This is a genomic window from Ferrovibrio sp. (assembly GCF_046297595.1).
In the GTDB taxonomy this organism is placed as follows: domain Bacteria; phylum Pseudomonadota; class Alphaproteobacteria; order Ferrovibrionales; family Ferrovibrionaceae; genus Ferrovibrio.
The window spans coordinates 81546-98307 of the sequence record NZ_JBKBHT010000006.1; the positions used below are offsets into that span (position 1 = coordinate 81546).

18 protein-coding genes, 2 tRNA genes and 1 riboswitch are annotated in these 16762 nt (G+C 62.1%); of the genes, 10 read left to right on the forward strand and 10 right to left on the reverse strand.

Annotated elements, in window-relative coordinates; translation table 11 throughout:
• Positions 1 to 84: 84 nt before the first annotated feature.
• Both ACK4FJ_RS15725 and ACK4FJ_RS15730 read right to left on the reverse strand, forming a co-directional pair.
• Entirely contained in the window at positions 85 to 1647 is a 1563-nt protein-coding gene (locus ACK4FJ_RS15725; RefSeq protein WP_409767669.1) for a TRAP transporter large permease subunit, read from the reverse strand.
• Between the two features lie 6 nt (positions 1648 to 1653).
• Entirely contained in the window at positions 1654 to 2217 is a 564-nt protein-coding gene (locus ACK4FJ_RS15730; protein WP_409767670.1) for a TRAP transporter small permease subunit, read from the reverse strand.
• Between the two features lie 370 nt (positions 2218 to 2587).
• Between ACK4FJ_RS15730 and ACK4FJ_RS15735 the strand changes: the two genes are divergently transcribed.
• Together ACK4FJ_RS15735 and ACK4FJ_RS15740 are read left to right on the forward strand one after the other, a co-directional pair.
• A complete protein-coding gene (locus ACK4FJ_RS15735; RefSeq protein ID WP_409767671.1) occupies positions 2588 to 3016 on the forward strand; it encodes a hypothetical protein in 429 nt (142 codons plus the stop codon).
• A gap of 92 nt (positions 3017 to 3108) precedes the next feature.
• The gene (locus ACK4FJ_RS15740) at positions 3109 to 4299 is read left to right on the forward strand and encodes a hypothetical protein (RefSeq protein WP_409767672.1); all 1191 of its coding nucleotides are present in this window, start codon (positions 3109 to 3111) and stop codon (positions 4297 to 4299) included.
• A 55-nt stretch (positions 4300 to 4354) separates the two neighbouring features.
• Here ACK4FJ_RS15740 and ACK4FJ_RS15745 read toward each other — a convergent pair whose 3' ends face one another.
• Complete coding sequence (locus ACK4FJ_RS15745; RefSeq protein ID WP_374305084.1) at positions 4355 to 5611, reverse strand: pentapeptide repeat-containing protein; 1257 nt, start codon at positions 5609 to 5611, stop codon at positions 4355 to 4357.
• A gap of 251 nt (positions 5612 to 5862) precedes the next feature.
• On the opposite strand from ACK4FJ_RS15745, the gene speB reads away from it, so the two are divergent.
• Complete coding sequence (gene speB / locus ACK4FJ_RS15750; RefSeq protein WP_409767673.1) at positions 5863 to 6918, forward strand: agmatinase; 1056 nt, start codon at positions 5863 to 5865, stop codon at positions 6916 to 6918.
• A 3-nt stretch (positions 6919 to 6921) separates the two neighbouring features.
• On the opposite strand, the gene ACK4FJ_RS15755 is transcribed toward speB, so the two are convergent.
• Positions 6922 to 7677, reverse strand: a complete 756-nt coding sequence (locus tag ACK4FJ_RS15755; RefSeq protein ID WP_409767675.1) for an SDR family oxidoreductase — start codon at positions 7675 to 7677, stop codon at positions 6922 to 6924.
• An 804-nt stretch (positions 7678 to 8481) separates the two neighbouring features.
• On the opposite strand from ACK4FJ_RS15755, the gene ACK4FJ_RS15760 reads away from it, so the two are divergent.
• Genes ACK4FJ_RS15760 through ACK4FJ_RS15770 form a run of 3 tightly spaced genes read left to right on the forward strand, consistent with a single transcriptional unit; the run spans position 8482 to position 10279 of the window.
• Positions 8482 to 9408, forward strand: a complete 927-nt coding sequence (locus ACK4FJ_RS15760) for a hypothetical protein (RefSeq protein ID WP_409767676.1) — start codon at positions 8482 to 8484, stop codon at positions 9406 to 9408.
• Positions 9405 to 9728 carry an STAS-like domain-containing protein gene (locus ACK4FJ_RS15765; protein ID WP_409767677.1) on the forward strand — a complete coding sequence of 108 codons (324 nt, stop codon included), beginning with the start codon at positions 9405 to 9407 and terminating at the stop codon, positions 9726 to 9728. The genes ACK4FJ_RS15760 and ACK4FJ_RS15765 overlap by 4 nt, the downstream gene beginning before the upstream one ends.
• 26 nt (positions 9729 to 9754) lie before the next feature.
• Positions 9755 to 10279 carry a hypothetical protein gene (locus ACK4FJ_RS15770; protein ID WP_409767678.1) on the forward strand — a complete coding sequence of 175 codons (525 nt, stop codon included), beginning with the start codon at positions 9755 to 9757 and terminating at the stop codon, positions 10277 to 10279.
• A 153-nt stretch (positions 10280 to 10432) separates the two neighbouring features.
• Here the strand turns inward: ACK4FJ_RS15770 and ACK4FJ_RS15775 are convergent.
• The 5 genes from ACK4FJ_RS15775 to ACK4FJ_RS15795 all read right to left on the reverse strand — a co-directional run bounded on the left by ACK4FJ_RS15775 (position 10433) and on the right by ACK4FJ_RS15795 (position 12707).
• Positions 10433 to 10509 (reverse strand) — tRNA-Arg (locus ACK4FJ_RS15775).
• A gap of 65 nt (positions 10510 to 10574) precedes the next feature.
• The gene (locus tag ACK4FJ_RS15780) at positions 10575 to 10871 is read right to left on the reverse strand and encodes an ETC complex I subunit (protein WP_409767679.1); all 297 of its coding nucleotides are present in this window, start codon (positions 10869 to 10871) and stop codon (positions 10575 to 10577) included.
• Between the two features lie 45 nt (positions 10872 to 10916).
• Positions 10917 to 10993: transfer RNA gene (locus ACK4FJ_RS15785), tRNA-Pro, on the reverse strand.
• A 113-nt stretch (positions 10994 to 11106) separates the two neighbouring features.
• Complete coding sequence (locus ACK4FJ_RS15790; protein WP_409767681.1) at positions 11107 to 11595, reverse strand: DUF192 domain-containing protein; 489 nt, start codon at positions 11593 to 11595, stop codon at positions 11107 to 11109.
• A complete protein-coding gene (locus tag ACK4FJ_RS15795; protein ID WP_409767683.1) occupies positions 11592 to 12707 on the reverse strand; it encodes an acetoin utilization protein AcuC in 1116 nt (371 codons plus the stop codon). Before ACK4FJ_RS15795 ends, ACK4FJ_RS15790 begins: the two co-directional genes overlap by 4 nt.
• An 80-nt stretch (positions 12708 to 12787) precedes the next feature.
• Positions 12788 to 12895, forward strand: a riboswitch (TPP riboswitch).
• Here ACK4FJ_RS15795 and ACK4FJ_RS15800 point away from each other — a divergent pair.
• The 4 genes from ACK4FJ_RS15800 to ACK4FJ_RS15815 all read left to right on the forward strand — a co-directional run bounded on the left by ACK4FJ_RS15800 (position 12887) and on the right by ACK4FJ_RS15815 (position 15969).
• Positions 12887 to 13621: an ABC transporter ATP-binding protein gene (locus ACK4FJ_RS15800; protein WP_409767684.1), complete on the forward strand. Its 735-nt coding sequence runs from the start codon at positions 12887 to 12889 to the stop codon at positions 13619 to 13621. (Overlaps the previous riboswitch by 9 nt.)
• Positions 13621 to 14376 carry an ABC transporter permease gene (locus ACK4FJ_RS15805; RefSeq protein ID WP_409767854.1) on the forward strand — a complete coding sequence of 252 codons (756 nt, stop codon included), beginning with the start codon at positions 13621 to 13623 and terminating at the stop codon, positions 14374 to 14376. The genes ACK4FJ_RS15800 and ACK4FJ_RS15805 overlap by 1 nt, the downstream gene beginning before the upstream one ends.
• Before the next feature lie 11 nt (positions 14377 to 14387).
• Complete coding sequence (locus tag ACK4FJ_RS15810) at positions 14388 to 15326, forward strand: ABC transporter substrate-binding protein (RefSeq protein ID WP_409767685.1); 939 nt, start codon at positions 14388 to 14390, stop codon at positions 15324 to 15326.
• Positions 15327 to 15420: 94 nt separating this feature from the next.
• Positions 15421 to 15969: a PAS domain-containing protein gene (locus tag ACK4FJ_RS15815; protein WP_409767686.1), complete on the forward strand. Its 549-nt coding sequence runs from the start codon at positions 15421 to 15423 to the stop codon at positions 15967 to 15969.
• 39 nt (positions 15970 to 16008) lie between these two features.
• Here ACK4FJ_RS15815 and ACK4FJ_RS15820 read toward each other — a convergent pair whose 3' ends face one another.
• Positions 16009 to 16671 carry a cold-shock protein gene (locus tag ACK4FJ_RS15820; RefSeq protein ID WP_409767687.1) on the reverse strand — a complete coding sequence of 221 codons (663 nt, stop codon included), beginning with the start codon at positions 16669 to 16671 and terminating at the stop codon, positions 16009 to 16011.
• Between the last annotated feature and the right edge of the window lie 91 nt (positions 16672 to 16762).

The following is a 16762-nucleotide window of genomic DNA, read 5'->3' on the forward strand; positions in this document are numbered from 1 at the left end:
CTCCATCGTCACCCGAATAAAAAAAGGCCGGCTTGCAAAGCCGGCCTTTTCGATTCTCGAGGAACAGGAAACCTGCAGCACGCCTTATTTCGGCGTACCGCTTTCTTCTTCCTCTTCCTCGCCAGATTCCTCTTCCAGCTCGATATCCACTTCTTCTTCGCCGTCCTGGGACTCGGTGATGTCGTTCTGCACATCAGCACCCGTGTCGGGAGATCCGTAATCGGGCGTTTCGAACTGCAACTGCATCTGGAGTTCGGTTTCGTTCAGGACCGGTCCACGGTCGAGCATCGAGGTAACCATCTCCGGGAATGCGATCACCAGAGCAACCATGATGATCTGGATGCACACGAACGGCACCGCGCCCCAGTATATCTGCCCGGTAGTGATTTTCGGGATCAGCTTTCCGGTGACCTTGTCGATGTAGTCGGCGACCGGCGCCACGCTGCGCAGGTAGAACAGCGCAAAACCGAACGGCGGATGCATGAACGAGGTCTGCATGTTCACGCCCAGCAAGACGCCAAACCAGATCAGGTCGATGCCCAGCTTTTCCGCGGCCGGTCCCAGCAAGGGCACCACGATGAAAGCCAGCTCGAAGAAATCGAGGAAGAAGGCCAGCAGGAACACCATGATGTTGACGACGATCAGGAAGCCAGTCTGGCCGCCCGGCAGGCTGGTCAGCAGGTGCTCCACCCACAAGTCGCCGTTCACCGCGCGGAAGGTCAGGCCGAACACGGTGGAACCGATCAGGATGAAGATCACGAAGGCCGACAGCTTGGCCGTCGTATCCATCGCCTGCCGCAGCAACGACCAGTCCAGCTTGCGCTTGATCAGTGCCAGGATCAGCGCGCCGGACGCACCCATAGCGCCACCTTCGGTCGGCGTCGCGATGCCAAGGAAGATCGTGCCCAGCACCAGGAAGATCAGCACTAACGGCGGCACCAGCGAAACGATCACGCGGATCATCAGCTGCATGCCGCGCAGCGTACGCGCCTCGGGCGGCAGGGCCGGCGCCGCGTTCTTGTTGATCATCGAGACCAGGAAAATATAGCCCGCATACAGCGAGGACAGCACGAGGCCAGGAACCAGTGCGCCGGCATACATGTCGCCAACCGAGCGGCCCAGCTGGTCGGCCATGATGATGAGCACCAGGCTGGGCGGGATGATCTGTGCCAGCGTACCCGATGCCGCGATCACGCCAGTTGCCAGTCGCCGGTCATAGCCATACCGCAGCATGATCGGCAGAGAGATCAGACCCATCGAGATGACCGATGCCGCCACGACGCCCGTGGTCGCCGCGAGCAGCGCGCCGACGAAAACCACGGCATAGGCCAGACCGCCGCGCATCGGGCCGAAAAGCTGGCCGATGGTGTCGAGCAGGTCTTCCGCCATGCCCGATCGTTCGAGAATCAAGCCCATAAAGGTGAAGAAAGGGATGGCCAGCAATGTGTCGTTGCGCATGATGCCGAACACACGTTCGGGCAAAGCCTGCAGCAAAGCCGGTGTCAGAAGCCCAAGCTCGATTCCGATAAAGGCGAACAACAAGCCGTTTGCGGCCAGTGCGAATGCCACCGGATAACCGAACAGCAGGAAGAAGACCAGCGCCGCAAACATCAACGGCGCCATGTTGTCGATCAGAAACTGGACCATGGTTGATTACTCCGCCGCGCCGTCGACTGGGCTATGGGCATCCTGTTTTCTCGGTGCCGGATTGGGGATCAGGCCCTGCAAAAAGGCGATGCGTTTGATCAGTTCGGAAACACCCTGCAGGACAAGCAGCAGGAAGCCGACCGGGATGAGCAGCTTCACCGGCCACCGGATCAGGCCGCCCGCATCGCTTGACATTTCATGGCGGATGAAGGAATCGACCAGCACCGGCCAGGACAGGTACATGATGATGAAGGAGATCGGCAGCAAGAACAGTGCGGTTCCAATGATGTCGATCCAGGTCAGCGTGCGCTCGGAAAACCGGCTGACGATCACGTCGATGCGGATATGCTCGTTGCGTAGCAGGGTATAGCCGGCGCAAAGCATGAAAATGGCCGAGAACAGGTACCACTGCACCTCGAGCCATGCATTCGAACTGGTATTGAAGCCGTAGCGGACAACCGCGTTGCCCGAACTGATGATCACCGCGACAAGTACCGCCCAATACACGGTGCGGCCAATGGCGGCGTTCAGGCCGTCGATCAGACGGCTGAGTGCCAGCAGGATATTCACAATACCTCCCCTACCCCCGGCATCCCGGCCGGTGGCGGCGGGATGCTAAAAAGCACAAAGGTCGCAGCGGCTACCGCCACGCCTGCCGGTCATTTCCTTGTTAGGCTGACCCCGTTTTTTCTCGCCCCTGTTAAGGCGACCCGGTTATAGCAGATCACGCCCCAAATAGGAATATTTGGCGGCAGCCGAATAGGTTACGGAAAAATAAGGCGACCTTTTCCGGAGTTTGCCCGAAAATTCCGTCAGTCCGCGTGCTGAAAATTTAAGGCTTTTAAACCAATCCTGCCCGAAAGTGGTAGCGCACCCCGGGGTTGTGTCGCACTATCCGAAACGCCATCCATCGGGCCCAGAAAGGACCGCCTGTTTCGCCATGTGGCGCAACGTTGTCAAACGAGCCTCTAAACGGCCGGCGGAGCCAGACCTGGCCCCGACCCCGCGCGATCGCGAACGCGTCGATGGCATCATCAACAAGATCTCCGAAGAGACCCTGCTGGTTTTTGACCTGCTGAAAGACGGCATGGTCAAGGAAGCCTCGTTCAAGACCGTCGAGGAAAGCATCACTCGGCATTGCATCCTCTCTACCTTCGAGCAGGTGCGCGCCGATGCCTTCCGCGATGCGGCAGGACTTGCCCGTCATCAGGCGCGGCGCTTTGCCGAAGCCGCTCTGGAAATGCCGGAGCCGCAGCACAGGCAGTTTGTCCTGTCCGTTTCACAGGCCTTCGAGCGTTTTGCCAAGCAGCTGCAGCTGGTTGAGCAAAAAGCGTTGGCCGACAAGGAACGGCGCGAAAAACAAGACTGAATATCGTAGCGGGTCTTGTCAAAAGCGGGCCTGCGGGCGAAGATTCGTTCCAATTCCAATTCTATTACAAGCCGAGCTGGCGGGGGATATAAATGGTGTTTGGGTCATTGTTCGGCTCGCGGGCCTACGCATACGAAATCTATGTTCAGGTTGATGGCCGCTGGCGCCTGGACAAGCGTCTGGAAGGCGATTCCGGCATGACGCAGCATGCCAACGAACAGATGGAAAAATCCGCCATCGCCCAGGCCAATGCCCTGCTGAACATGGGCGATTTCACCGCCGTCAAGATTCTGCGCTCCCGCGCCCGCTCCGACGGCTTCGCGACCCAGACGGAAATCTTCAACAAAACCGCGTCCGCCAAGGCCAAGGCGATGGTGACGCGCCCCTTCAAGGGTGTGTTTCCGGTTTGTGAGACGGTCTATGACCTGGCCCGCCGGCCCGCGGTCAAGGGATTCAGCGCCGCCTTCCGCGAATTCCTCGACAAGCAGAACGCCACCGCGATTGAACTGCTGCACTCGCCCCAGCATCAGCGCAAGCTGAATGACATGAGCAATTTCCTGCGTGCGGGACTCTATGCCCTGGCCGGCGCGCAGACCCAGCCCGGCCTGCCGAGCCAGGCCGAGCGCAGCAAGAAGCTGGAAGCCCTGTTCGACAAACTGATCCAGCGCACCCGCGATGCGATGGCGGAGAAAAACCTGCCGCCGTTCGAGAATAACGATTTCGCCAGGCTCTACGAGCGCCTGGCCGCGCGCATGCAGGACGACGAGTTGCGCTTCACCTATTTCTTTCAGACCGCCAAGGTCACGCAGAGCATGTCGAGCTATGCCGCGCGGCTGGACATCATCCTGACCGACATGATCGACCGGCCGATGAACGGCAATGGCGCCCTGCTGGATGAACTGGCCGCAGCCTGCCTCGACTCAACGACGCTGATCCAGGATCTGCTTGGGCCACGTCCCGGTCTGGCGGAAGCCCTGATCGCCCTGGCCGATCTTTCCGCCGGCAAGCTTGTCATGCCGGCGAAACCCGACCCGCTATTGGAAAAGCTCAACCGCACACTCGGCGAGGGCCGGCTGCCCTTCTGTGCCGACACGATCTGGGAGCGCATCCTGTCCAACCTGAATTCCAAGGCTCTGCTCAGCAAGAACGAGCCCAAGAAGGAATGGCAGATGTCACGTAACCTCAACCAGAAACTGATGACCGTCGTGCCCGAGCAACACAAGGAAGCCGTCGAATACGCCGGCCGCATGCGCATCGAACGCGCCCGCAATATGGAAAACTGAAAAGCCACAGAACGGCCGGTTCCAGCCGGCCGTTCTGTGATCAAGCTTTTTGCAATCAGCCCTGGGGCGGCAGCTGCGCGCCGGTGGTATCCGCGCCGTTCATGTCGGTATTGACCATCTTGGCGTCGGTGAGGTTGGCATTGATTAGCCGCGCCCGCGTCAGCTTGGCATCGATCAGGTTGGCGCCTTTCAGCAACGCATCGGAGAAATCGGCTTCCGTCGCATCGGCAGCCGCCAGGCTGGCCGACCAGAAACGTCCGATCGGCTTGCCATCCGGACCGCGTAGCGGCACCTGACCGAACTGTGCGCGCTGCAGGATCGCCTTGTGCAGTGTGGCGCGGGCCAGGTTGGCGCCATTGGCCAGTGCGCCGATCAGGTTGGCGCCGGTCAGGTCGGCTTCCGACAGGTCGGTCATCACCAGGTTGGCGTTCTGCAGCTTGGCGCCGGCCAGCTTGGCGCCTTTCAGGTTCGCGCCGCTGAGGTCTTTGCCCGACAGGTCGATACGTTCCATGTTCAGACCGGCAAGATCGGCGCGCGAGCCTTCCTTGCCGTCGGTCTTGATCCACTTCTCGTGTTCCTGAAGGATGTTCGCCACCGTATCGCCGAAGCTGGAGACATCGACGAACAGTTCCGCGCCGGCGAAATTGGCGGAATCCATGTCGACGTCTTCCAGGATCGCGCCCTTCAGGTCGGCACCCTGGAAATCGGCGCCGTCGATCAGCGCCAGCGACATGTCGACGCCGCGCAGGCAGGCGCCCTTGAAATCGGCACCGGCCAGGTTGGCCTTGCGCAGCGACACCTTGGTCAGATTCGCGCGCGACAGGTTGGCGCCGGCCAGATTGACGCCGTTCATGTTCGAGCCGGTCAGGTTCGAACCGCGCAGGTTGGCCTCGGCCAGGTCCGCGCCGCCCGTATTGGCCTTGGGCTTCTTGCCGCTGGCATCCTTGGCACCGAAACCGACGCCGTCGTCGGAAGCCTGCATCAGCGCGCCGCCACGGAAATCCACGCCCATCAGACGGGCGCCCGCAAGCGTGGCGCCGCGCATCGAGGCGCCGCGCAGATCGGCTTTCGACAGATCGGCCCGCGAGAGGTCTGCCCGCTCCAGATTGGCGGCAAACAGATCGGCTTCTGAAAGGTTGGTCTCGACCAGCACGGCACGCGAGAGGTTGGCGCCGGACAGCTTGGCGGCACGCAGGTCGGCGCCGCTGAAGTCGTAGCCCTGAAGATCGGCCAGGGAAAGATTGAGACGCGCTCCACGGGGACGCTTGAGCAGCCACTCTCTGTGGCGGCCGAGCATCCGTTCTACTTCCATCGGGTTCATTCTGACCCTTTACCCCCTCTAGCCGAACTCACGGCGCCCCTGATATTCGGGTTATCCCCTTGCCGCATAAATATTTCATGAATTTAATGCCTTTCCCGGGCGCCGCGCAATCTTTCCCGCCGGTTCGCTGGCATTGATCTGGCGGCCAGGGCGGCGTGAGACTGGCACGACAATCGTTTGAGACAGCCGACCAAACTTCATAGACTTAGCCCGCGCCTCTCCTCCCTTGGTATAGTGCCGTCATGACCGATCCAGCCAAACTGCAAGCCCTGCGCGCGAAGTTCGTCGATACAAAAGGTGGGGATATCTTCGACCCGGCCTTCCGTGCCGTGGCCGAGCAGCAGTTCAGCGAGGGCGACCGGCGCAAATGGCCCTTCTCGGATGTCGCCACCTTCCTGGATGCCCCCTACCGCCCGGACGCCGCCCAGGCCGACGACTTCGCCGGGCTGGATTTCGCCCTGATCGGCCTGCCCATGGACCTGGGCGTGACCAATCGCGCCGGCGCCCGGCTGGGGCCCCGGGCGGTGCGGGCGGTGGAGCGCATCGGCCCCTACGAGCATGCCCTGAAGATGGCGCCCTTTGCCGGCTGCAAGGCGGCCGATATCGGCGACGTGCCGTTCCGCAGCCGCTTCAGCCTGGAGAGCTGCCACGAGGATATCGCGGCCTTTTACCAGCGCATCAAGGCCGCCGGCGTGATCCCGCTATCGGTGGGCGGCGACCATTCGGTCACCTGGCCGATCCTGAAGGCGCTGGGCGCCGACCGGCCGGTGGGCCTGGTGCATATCGACGCCCATTGCGACACGTCGGGCCCCTATGAGGGTTCGAAATTCCACCATGGCGGCCCTTTCCGCATGGCGGTGCTGGACGGCGTGCTGGACCCCGAGCGCACCATCCAGATCGGCATCCGCGGCGGCGCGGAATACCTGTGGGAATTCTCCTACGAGTCCGGGATGACGGTGATCCATGCCGAGGAGGTCGCCACCATGGGCATCCCGGCCATCATCGCGAAGGCCCGCCAGGTGGTGGGCGACGGGCCGGTCTATGTCTCGTTCGACGTGGACGGCCTGGACCCCGCCTTCGCACCCGGCACCGGCACGCCCGAGATCGGGGGCCTGAGCACGGCCGAGGCGCTGGCGATCCTGCGCGGCCTGATCGGCCTGGACGTGATCGGCGGCGACGTGGTGGAGGTGGCACCGCAATATGACGGCACCACCAACACGGCCCAGGCCGGCGCGCAGATGCTGTTCACGATCTTCTGCCTCGCCCGCGCGGCATGGGAGAGGCGAAAGGCGAAATAGAGATCAGCCGCGCCCGACGAAGGGCATCTTGGTGGCCATCACCGTCATGAACAGCACATTGGCCTCCAGCGGCAGGCTGGCCATGTGCACCACGGCATTGGCCACATGCTCGACATCCATGCGCGGCTCGGCCCGGGTGGAGCCGTCGGCCTGCAGCACGCCGGCCTTCATGCGCTCGGTCATCTCGGTGGCCGCGTTGCCGATGTCGATCTGGCCCACGGCGATGTCGTAGGCGCGGCCATCCAGCGAGCTGGCCCGCGTGAGGCCGCTGATGGCGTGCTTGGTGGATGTATAAGGCGCCGAGAACGGACGCGGCGCATAGGCCGAGATCGAGCCGTTGTTGATGATGCGGCCGCCGCGCGGGGTCTGGTCCTTCATGATGCGGAAGGCTTCCTGGGTGCACAGGAACGGCCCGGTGAGGTTGACATCCACCACCGCCTTCCACTGTTCGTACGACAGGTCTTCCAGCGGCATGGCCGGCGTGCCCATGCCGGCATTGTTGAACAGCACATCCAGCCGGCCGAAGGCCTGCTTGGTCTTGGCGAACAGCGCCTTCACCTGGGCGTGGTCGCCCACATCGGTGGCCACCGCCACGGCGCGCACGCCATGGGCCTCGGCCTCGCGGGCGGCAGTCTGCAACGGCTCCAGCCGGCGGCCGGCCAGCACGACGTTATAGCCCGCCTTGGCCAGGGCGATGGCCGAAGCCTTGCCGATGCCGGTGCCCGCGCCGGTGATCAGGGCGACCTTGGTGATGGTCATCTTCGGGTTTCCTCCAACCTCTGTTCCGTGGGCCGGCTGCCTATGCGGCTCCGGCCTGTATTTCGTCGCCTACCATACCCGTCCGCCTGCGGCAGAAAAGCGCCGGCCATGGCCCGGGCGGCCGAACCATATGGATCGCGTATTTTGTTGGCCGTTATGCGGCGGGTTTTCAGCCGGTTTGCGTCGTTTTGCGATGGTTTTGATGTGTTAAACTGTAGAATTTCCTAGAAACGGAGATTTTCCATAATCAGAAATCAGGCTTTGCCGCTCGAGAACAATATAGCAACATATAGTGAGAAGGGCAAGCCCGGCCTGATCACCTTGCCCTTCACTGGTACCGGGGAACTAGCAGGTACAGCGCTAGCGCCTGGATCACAGAGATGAAATATTTCCAACTGGCCGCATAGTGAAAATACGGGTGGCACCACCTATAACGGCACCTAGGGAAGAGCCAATCCCATCGACCTGAAATTACTTATGATTCAATATCTTATGAACCTGCAAATACGAATAGCTTGTATCATCGCTGTGTACAACTTACAACGACTCAACCAAGGGCAGCGCAATAGCTGGCGGCACAGCGCTTCCCAGTAGCGCCGTGGGGAGTAAGGAGCATTGCGGAAGCTGACGGAGAGGCAGCGCAGGTGGCTTATCCACCAGGCCCGAGCACCGTGGCGCGCCTTCAAGGCGGCCAAACGCCGATTTCATCAAAAGCCCGCGACCCTCCCGCAGTCTACGACATTGCCCGCGTGGAAGCAGGCGTATGTTAACTCCGAAGGCCAACTCGTAATCGGGGCTCCCGAAGTGATCAGCTTCGTCGAGAACCACGCCGAAACTGCGGAGTTTCTGGGCGCCATGCGCGAGCTGGCACGTGTAGCCACCCTGAAGCAGCAGCGGCGCAAGGTGGACTTCGATAAGATCAAGCGCATCGCGCCAGCAGCGGCTTTATGCGTTGTTTCTGAGTTCGACCGTTGGCGTCTCACTTCGATGCGCACCGGCCAGCTTCGAGCCCAAACCGAAACCTGGGACCCGCACGTTCGCCGCTTGCTTTGCGAGATGGGGTTCTTTGAAGTCCTTGGCGTCGAGCCGCCCGCGCTGGAGGAAATTACCAAAGGTCACTGGATCAAATTTAAATCGGGCGTCAGCAATGATGGCCAATTTGCCAAGGAATTACGGCAAGAACTTGAAGGGCTGATCGGCAAGTTCCCGAAAACCCAACTCCTCTACGACGCAATCGTGGAAGCAATGGCGAATGCCATCGATCACGCCTATCCCGAAGACCGCGAGGATTTCTTGGCACTTTCTCGGCTTGGTAAGCGTTGGTGGATGTCAGGCTCCGTGGATCAGGAGGGCCGAGTCCAAGTAATCTTCTTCGACCAAGGAATAACCATTCCTCGGTCCCTGCCCCGCTCTAAGTTCTGGGAGCGTGTCAGGGGGCTTATGACTAGTCTGAACTGGACAACCGATGACGGGCATATGATCGCAGCGGCAGTACAGGTGCGGCGATCTGCCACAGAGCAAGAACATCGCGGGAAAGGATTTGCAAATATTCTGCGATTGTTGGATGACAGTCCCGAAAATAAGTTGCGGATCATCAGCCGGCGCGGTTCTTATACATATGTGCCCGGTCGTGAACCGGAAATTAAAGAATATAACGTACCGTTAAATGGAACACTTATAGCTTGGGACTTGTCATTGACGGACCCCATCCTATCTGGAACTACGCCATGACCACTATCGCCATAGCCAAAGATTTCTCCGACGTACCTGCAGGCCGCTACAAAAAAGATGGTGCGTTTAGCGGTGAACAGTTCCGTGATGACTTGCTGCGTCCACGTCTGCAGAGCAGCGAGACCGTGGAGGTCATTCTTGATGACGTTGAGGGATACGGCTCCTCTTTTCTAGAAGAAGCATTTGGCGGCCTGGTGCGGGTTGCCGGCTTCACTCCTGATGAGCTCCACAAGAAACTCAAGTTGGTGGCTAGAACCGCTCCCTATCGTGTCTATGTGACCGAGATTTGGGATTACATCGACTCTGCTAAAAAACAGTAGCGGACTTCTGAGGCAGAATGATGTGGATGGCATGTGCCATCTCTGGTGTTACAGGACTCCTCATCGGGGGCGCCTCCATTTACTTCCTTGGTATTAGTTCGACAAAAGAAGGCATCATCCCCGTCGCCGCGGTTGCCGGCCTCATCGGTACGCTTATCGGCGCGCTTCTTTCATATTTCTTAAAACGCTACGAGTTACGTGTCGCCGAGATCACAGCCCGAGTGGACGACATAATTACCGAGGTCAAGGCGATTGAAGAAGCCGCTGCCGAATATTGGGCACGTACAGCAAAGGAAGGCGACAAGCTGGTAGAAGAGCGTCTCACTGGGCGTCTTCACCGTCTTTCCCAACTCGTCGCCTACTGCCAGAACGAGGGGTGGGAATCTGACATTCTTCTCGAAAATAAGCTCATCCGTTTTAGGGCGGCCGTCTCAGGTGCACCCTTTGGAGAATCTGACCGCTTCGCGAGCTATCATAAGGTTCGCAATATCACTGGTACAGGTAGCGATCTAATCATTACTGTGCGCAAGGCTAGGCGCCGGATTTTGTAGGCGCCCTCACTTTTCGAGCCATTTATAAATACTCCGCTGAGTCTCTCGCCTCCGTCAGGACTGCCTTCTCTGTACGAACCGTTGTCACAGCGATGCACAACCTGGTCATACCGACCAGGCTCTATTTAGAAATAGATACTAAAAACGAAAGATTGGCGTGCCCTGGTGGATTCGAACCACCGACCTGCCGCTTAGAAGGCGGCTGCTCTATCCAACTGAGCTAAGGGCACCCAAGGTCAACAAACGTCAATGGCCGGCGGAGCCGGCCATCACGGGCGCCCCGCCGGAAACCGGTTTAGCGGATTCTGGTATACGCGAAGTTATCGGCGTAGGCGCGGTTGGCCAGCCTGCGCTCCTGCGGCAGCTCGACCTCATAATCGATGCCGCGCTTGTCGGCATAGGCCTTGGCGTCGTCCAGCGTATCGAATTTCAGGGTGAGCTGGCTGAGCGTGCCCTGCGATCCGGTCCAGCCCATCAGCGGCTCGACGAAGCGGGCATCGGCGGTGTCGTATTCCAGCACCCACTGCTTTGTCTTCGCCCTGCCCGACTGCATCGCGGTCTTGGCCGGCTGATAGATACGCGCCTTGGTCATGGCACAACCCCTGGAAACGGTCTGATCCTGGTCTGGCCGTCATTATGGTCGGGGTGACTGGATTCGAACCAGCGACTTCCTGCTCCCAAAGCAGGCGCTCTACCAGACTGAGCTACACCCCGCCCTAAATGGCGGAAAAGCGAGGGCCTTTTAGCACAGACGGCCCCATCGGGGCCAGTGCCCGGACACTCTGCCGCAGGAGCCGGAAATCCCGGGTTAACGGGTATCTCCGGGGCTACTTCTTTGGCGGATTGCCGAAAATGGCGTGCTGCACCCGGTCGCCGGGCTTGATGCCCAGCCGGCTGGCCGTGCCGCCATTGACCTCCAGCACCGCCCGCACCGGCCCGGTCGAGTTGATCCCGGTCTCGTCGCGGGGAATCGCGCGCTGGTGGATGTTGAGGATCGTGCCGTCGGCCTTGATGAAAATCATGTCCAGCGGGATCAGGGTATTGCGCATCCAGAAGGAGGCCATCTGCTCCTGTTTGAAATCGAACAGCATGCCGGCATCGGGCGCCATGGACTGGCGGAACATCATGCCGCGCGCCCGGCTCTGGTCGTTGTCGGCCAGCTCGACGGTGAAACGCTGCGGCCCCTTGCCGCTGGTGACGATGACAAGCTCGCTCTGGGGCAGGGTCGGCTGCGGCTGGGCCCAGGCGGAAAACATGAAGGATGCGCTGAACAGGATCACGGACAGCAGAACGGCACATACCGACTTCAGTTTCACGCCCTCATCCTTTCCTGCACCCGCCGCACGAGGTCGCGGGTTTCCTGCCGCACGGCACCAAAACGCGGCGCATCCTGCAACGTGGTGAACCAGTGCTCCGGCGGGTAACGCCCGGCCGTGCGGTTCCAGCTCAGACTGCGCAGCAGGCTTTCCGCCGGCGCCGGCAGACGGTCGGGTTTTTCCAGGTCGTTCAACTCGGCCCAGATCCCGGTCCAGCAGCGCGCCACCGACCACGGATTATAACCGCCGCCGCCCAGCACCAACAGGCGCGGCGCGATGCCTTTCAGCGCCGCCACCGCCTGCCACAGTGCATTGTTCGACAGTTCCTGCTTGGCCAGCGGATCGTCGGCCAGCGCATCGGCGCCGCACTGGATCACCATGGCATCGGGCCGGAAGGATTCGAGCAGCGGACCGATGGCGTCCTGAACAAGCGCGGCCATCTCGTCGTCGATCATGCCGGGCGGAACCGGCAGGTTGAACAGGTTGCCGGCGCCCTCTTCCTCCAGCCTTCCGGAATGCGGCCAGCGCCCGGCCTCGTGCACCGAGAGGACCAGCACGCGCGAATCATGGGCGAAGGCTTCCGCCACGCCATCGCCGTGATGCACATCGAGATCGACATAGGCCACGCGCGACAGGCCGGCATCGAGGAAGGTCAGGATCGCCAGCACCGGGTCGTTGAAATAGCAGAAGCCCGAAGCCTGAGCCGGGCGGCCGTGATGGGTGCCGCCGCCGGGGCTGTAGATGATACCCGGCTGGTCCAGCAGATGCCGTGACGCGATCAGGCTGCCGCCGACGCCGGTGGCCGGGCGGCGGAACATGGTGGCATAGACCGGATTGCCGCCGCGGCCGAGATTGTAACGCTCGGAATCCTCGGCGCTGATGGCGAGGTCGCGTTCGGCCGCCTGCACGGCGGCGATGTAGTCCGGGCGATGGAACCGCGCCAGTTCCCCGGGCGTGGCCGGGCGGCTGTCGCGGTATTGCTGCGGCGCCAGCCAGCCCAGGGCCTGCACCAGATCGAGCACGGTGGAGACGCGCGGAATCGAGAGCGGATGTTTTCCGCCCAGGGTGGAATGGCGGTAGATGTCGTTGGCGATCAGCAGCGGGGCCGGCATAGGCCCTGAATCTAGCGGCCGACCCAGTCTTAACAAGTGGCGGGACTTAACAAGCCGGCCGGCTGCCCTATAATGACGGCTTGCCTCTGAGGGGGAGCCGATGGGCGGCTGAGAGGTCCGGGTTGTCCGGACGACCCCTCGAACCTGATCCGGTTAAGACCGGCGTAGGGATCAGCGGCGTGATATTGCCACTCTCCTCCTCGTCTGCGAGTCCGCCTTTCACCCTTCGCCTGAAGGGCGGCGGCTTTGCCTATGGCGACCGCGCAGTGCTGGCCCCTTTTGCGCTCGATCTGCGCGCGGGCGAAACCGTCGCCATCCTGGGCCCGAGCGGCGGCGGCAAGAGCACACTGCTGAAACAGGTGGCCGGCCTGCTGCCCGGACTGGAAACGCCGGTTGCCGGAAACGTGGCCTGGATGGCGCAGCAGGACCTGCTGCTGCCCTGGGCGACGATCCGCGAGAATGTGCTGCTGGGTGGACGCCTGCGCGGCGACACGCCCGACATTCCGAAGGCCGAGGCCCTGCTGCGCCGGCTGGGGCTGCATGCGTGGATGGACTCTTATCCCGCCGCATTGTCGGGCGGCATGCGCCAGCGCGCGGCCCTGGCGCGTACGCTGATGGAAGACCGGCCGCTGGTGCTGATGGACGAGCCCTTCTCGGCGCTGGATGCGATCACGCGCGCATCGATGCAGGAGCTGGCCTGCGAAATGCTGCGGGATCGCATGGTGCTGTTCGTCACCCATGACCCGGCCGAGGCCTGCCGCATTGCCGACCGCGTGCTGCTGCTGGCCGGGCATCCGGCGCAGCTGCGCCCAGTGACGGCGTTCGGCATGCCCGCGCCGCGCGATCCGCTGTCGCCCGCCGTGCTGCCGGCCCTGCGCCTGATCCATGCAGCGCTGCAGGAGCCGCTGCCATGATGCGGCCTCTGGTGACGCTGACAGGCCTCGCGCTGCTGTGGCAGTTGATCGTCACGCTGTTCGCCCTGCCGCCTTACATCCTGCCGCCGCCTTACGCCGTGGCGCGGGCCTTCATTGAGCGCGGCGATGTGCTGCTGGCTGAGGCCACTGTCACGCTCGCAGAGATGCTGCTGGGTCTTTTGTTCGGCGCGCTGCTCGGTGCGATGGCTGCGCTCGGCCTGCTGGCCTCGAACAAGGCGCGGCGCTGGCTGCTGCCGGTGATCGTGGCGAGCCAGGCGATTCCGGTTTTTGCGCTGGCGCCTTTGCTGGTGCTGTGGTTCGGCTATGGCATGGCGTCGAAAATCGTGATGGCCATGCTGATCATCTTCTTCCCCGTGGCCGCGACCTTGTATGACGGCCTGCGCCGCACCGAGCCGGGCTGGCTGGAGCTGGCGCGGGTGATGACGGCGAACGATCCGCGCCATCGCCATCGCGTGCTGCTGCGCATCCGCCTGATGGCCGCCCTGCCTGCTTTTGCCAGCGGCCTGAAGATCGCGGCTGCCGTGGCGCCCATCGGCGCGGTGATCGGCGAATGGGTCGGGTCCAGCGCGGGGCTGGGTTTCCTGATGCTGCAGGCCAATGCACGCGTGCAGACCGATTTGATGTTCGCCGCCCTGATCACGCTGGCGCTCTGCGCCGTCGCGCTCTATGCGGCCGTAGATTTCCTCTCGCGCCGTCTGCTGCCCTGGCAGGCGGACAGCCATGTATCCAAGTGAAGGAGTTCGTGATGATGTTGCGTAATATCGCGCTTGCCGCCGCGCTGCTGCTGATGCCGGTTGCGGCTTCGGCCCATGACAAGCTGACCGTGATGCTGGACTGGTTCGTCAACCCCGACCATGCGCCGCTGATCGTGGCCAAGCAGACCGGCATCTTCGACCGGCACGAATTGCAGGTCGACCTGATCGCGCCGGCCGATCCGAACGATCCGCCCAAGCTTGTGGCCGCCGGCAAGGCCGATGTGGCGATTTCCTACCAGCCGCAGCTGCATGTGCAGGTGGCGCAGGGCCTGCCGTTGCGGCGCATCGGCACGCTGGTGGCGACGCCGCTGAATTCGCTGGTGGTGCTGCGCGATGGGCCGGTGAAATCGGTGGCCGACCTGAAAGGCAAGACCATCGGCTATTCGGTCGGCGGCTTCGAGGATGCGCTGCTGAAGACCATGCTGGGGCAATACGGCCTGACCCTGAAGGACGTGACCCTGGTGAATGTGAATTTCGCGCTGTCGCCCTCGATTTTCGCCGGCAAGGTGGACGGCACCATCGGCGCCTTTCGCAATTTCGAGCTGAACCAGATGGACATCGCCGGCAAGCCCGGCCGCGCCTTCTATCCCGAGGATTACGGCGTGCCGCTCTATGACGAACTGATCCTGGTGGCGCACAAGGACAAGCTGGGCGACCAGCGCCTCTCGCGCCTGCTGGATGCCCTGGAGGAAGCGGTCGCCGCCCTGCACAACCAGCCGCAGCAGAGCTGGCAGGCCTTCATCAAGGAGAACAAGACCCTGGACGACGAGCTGAACCGCCGGGCCTGGGCCGCCACCCTGCCGCGCTTCGCCCAGTCGCCGCGCGCGCTGGACAGCCGGCGTTATGCCCGCTTCGCCGACTACCTGACCAGGCAGGGCCTGATCCCGAAGGCCCTGCCGGTGGGCGATTATGCCGTGGAACTGCCCTGATATAGGCCGGATACGGATTATGAAGCGCTTGAATTAACCGGCAGAAAGGCACTCAATATTCAAGTTGAGGTCGTATGGCGTGGAGGAACGTCCAGTGCAGCGACCGAATTTTGCCAGGCTGCATCCGCGTTTCGCGGCACTGCGTGACTATCTGGCGCAGGCGGCCCCGCCAGGTCGCCTGCCGGGCCGGCAGGATATCGACCCGACGAGGCTGAAAGCGCTGCTGCCCTTCATCAACCTGGTGGATGTGGAACGCAGCGCCGAGGGATTGCGGTTCCGCTTCCGCCTGACCGGCACATTGCAAACAGAAGTGGCCGGTCGCGAGATCAATGGCCGCTATGTCGAGGATGCGGTGCTGCCGGAATATGTGGAGCGCATCCGGAACAACATGCGCCAATGCGTCACCACGCGCCGGCCGATCTACGACCGGTTTCCGATGCCGCATCCCGATCGTGATTTCATCGATACCGAACGCGTCTATTTTCCGCTGGCGCGCGACGGCGAAACCGTCGACATGCTGCTGATCCTCAACGACTACCCGCATGAGGAAGAGGCAAATACCGAGGCGAAAGCCGAACCTGAGGCAGACAGGACGGACAACAGGAGGCCGCCGAACCTGGAAACAAAAACGCCGGCACAGTGAGCTGCGCCGGCGTTTTGAAGGATGGCGTAAAGCCCTGACTCAGTCCTTGCGGATTTCCGCGACCTGCGGACCCTTGGGGCCCTGGCCGATGCGCACACGCACGGAATCGCCCGGCTGCAGTTCGTTGATGCCCTCGCGGCGCAGCACTTCCATGTGGACGAAGATGTCCTGCTGGCCATCGCCGCGCGACACGAAGCCGTAGCCCTTCACGGCATTGAACCACTTCACCTTGGCCTCGAAGAAATCGCCCTGGGCGACCACCGACGGGAAGCGCGGCGGGCCACGGTCTCCCCCGAAACCGCCGCCGCCGAAACCGCCGCGGTCGCCGCCGAAGCGATCGCCGCCACCGAAACGGTCATTGCCACCAAAGCGCGGCTGACGCGGCGGGCGCGGACCGCGGTCGCCAAAACCGCCACCCATGCCGCCGGGACCGCGGCCGGCCGACGGCGCAGCCGTGCTGGTATCGACCGACAGAACACGGATCGCCTGCATGCCTTTCGGCCTGCGGGCAACCTCAAGCATCACGGTCGTGCCTTCCTCGATGCTTTCGTGACCCGCCTGACGCAGGCAGGACAGGTGCAGGAACACGTCACCGGAATTGTCGTCTGGACTGACGAAACCAAACCCTTTGACGGCGTTGAACCACTTAACTTTGCCAGAAATCTTGATGATTTCCGCGTCGCCGAAGCCCCCTTGATCCACTCTTTTAATCCTTCAATTGCCGACTACGCCCCCAAGCGTAACATCATTTTTTGGACCTGCCAAAACGATTCTAACAAGGCGTGCGTGGGGT

Bases quoted from the DNA above. Each gene is read 5' to 3' on its own strand.
- ACK4FJ_RS15725 (WP_409767669.1), bottom strand. From the start codon at position 1,647: ATGGTCCAGTTTCTGATCGACAACATGGCGCCGTTGATGTTTGCGGCG.
- ACK4FJ_RS15735 (WP_409767671.1), top strand. From the start codon at position 2,588: ATGTGGCGCAACGTTGTCAAACGAGCCTCTAAACGGCCGGCGGAGCCA.
- ACK4FJ_RS15740 (WP_409767672.1), top strand. From the start codon at position 3,109: ATGGTGTTTGGGTCATTGTTCGGCTCGCGGGCCTACGCATACGAAATC.
- ACK4FJ_RS15745 (WP_374305084.1), bottom strand. From the start codon at position 5,611: ATGGAAGTAGAACGGATGCTCGGCCGCCACAGAGAGTGGCTGCTCAAG.
- speB (WP_409767673.1), top strand. From the start codon at position 5,863: ATGACCGATCCAGCCAAACTGCAAGCCCTGCGCGCGAAGTTCGTCGAT.
- ACK4FJ_RS15755 (WP_409767675.1), bottom strand. From the start codon at position 7,677: ATGACCATCACCAAGGTCGCCCTGATCACCGGCGCGGGCACCGGCATC.
- ACK4FJ_RS15765 (WP_409767677.1), top strand. From the start codon at position 9,405: ATGACCACTATCGCCATAGCCAAAGATTTCTCCGACGTACCTGCAGGC.
- ACK4FJ_RS15770 (WP_409767678.1), top strand. From the start codon at position 9,755: ATGGCATGTGCCATCTCTGGTGTTACAGGACTCCTCATCGGGGGCGCC.
- ACK4FJ_RS15780 (WP_409767679.1), bottom strand. From the start codon at position 10,871: ATGACCAAGGCGCGTATCTATCAGCCGGCCAAGACCGCGATGCAGTCG.
- ACK4FJ_RS15795 (WP_409767683.1), bottom strand. From the start codon at position 12,707: ATGCCGGCCCCGCTGCTGATCGCCAACGACATCTACCGCCATTCCACC.
- ACK4FJ_RS15805 (WP_409767854.1), top strand. From the start codon at position 13,621: ATGCGGCCTCTGGTGACGCTGACAGGCCTCGCGCTGCTGTGGCAGTTG.
- ACK4FJ_RS15810 (WP_409767685.1), top strand. From the start codon at position 14,388: ATGATGTTGCGTAATATCGCGCTTGCCGCCGCGCTGCTGCTGATGCCG.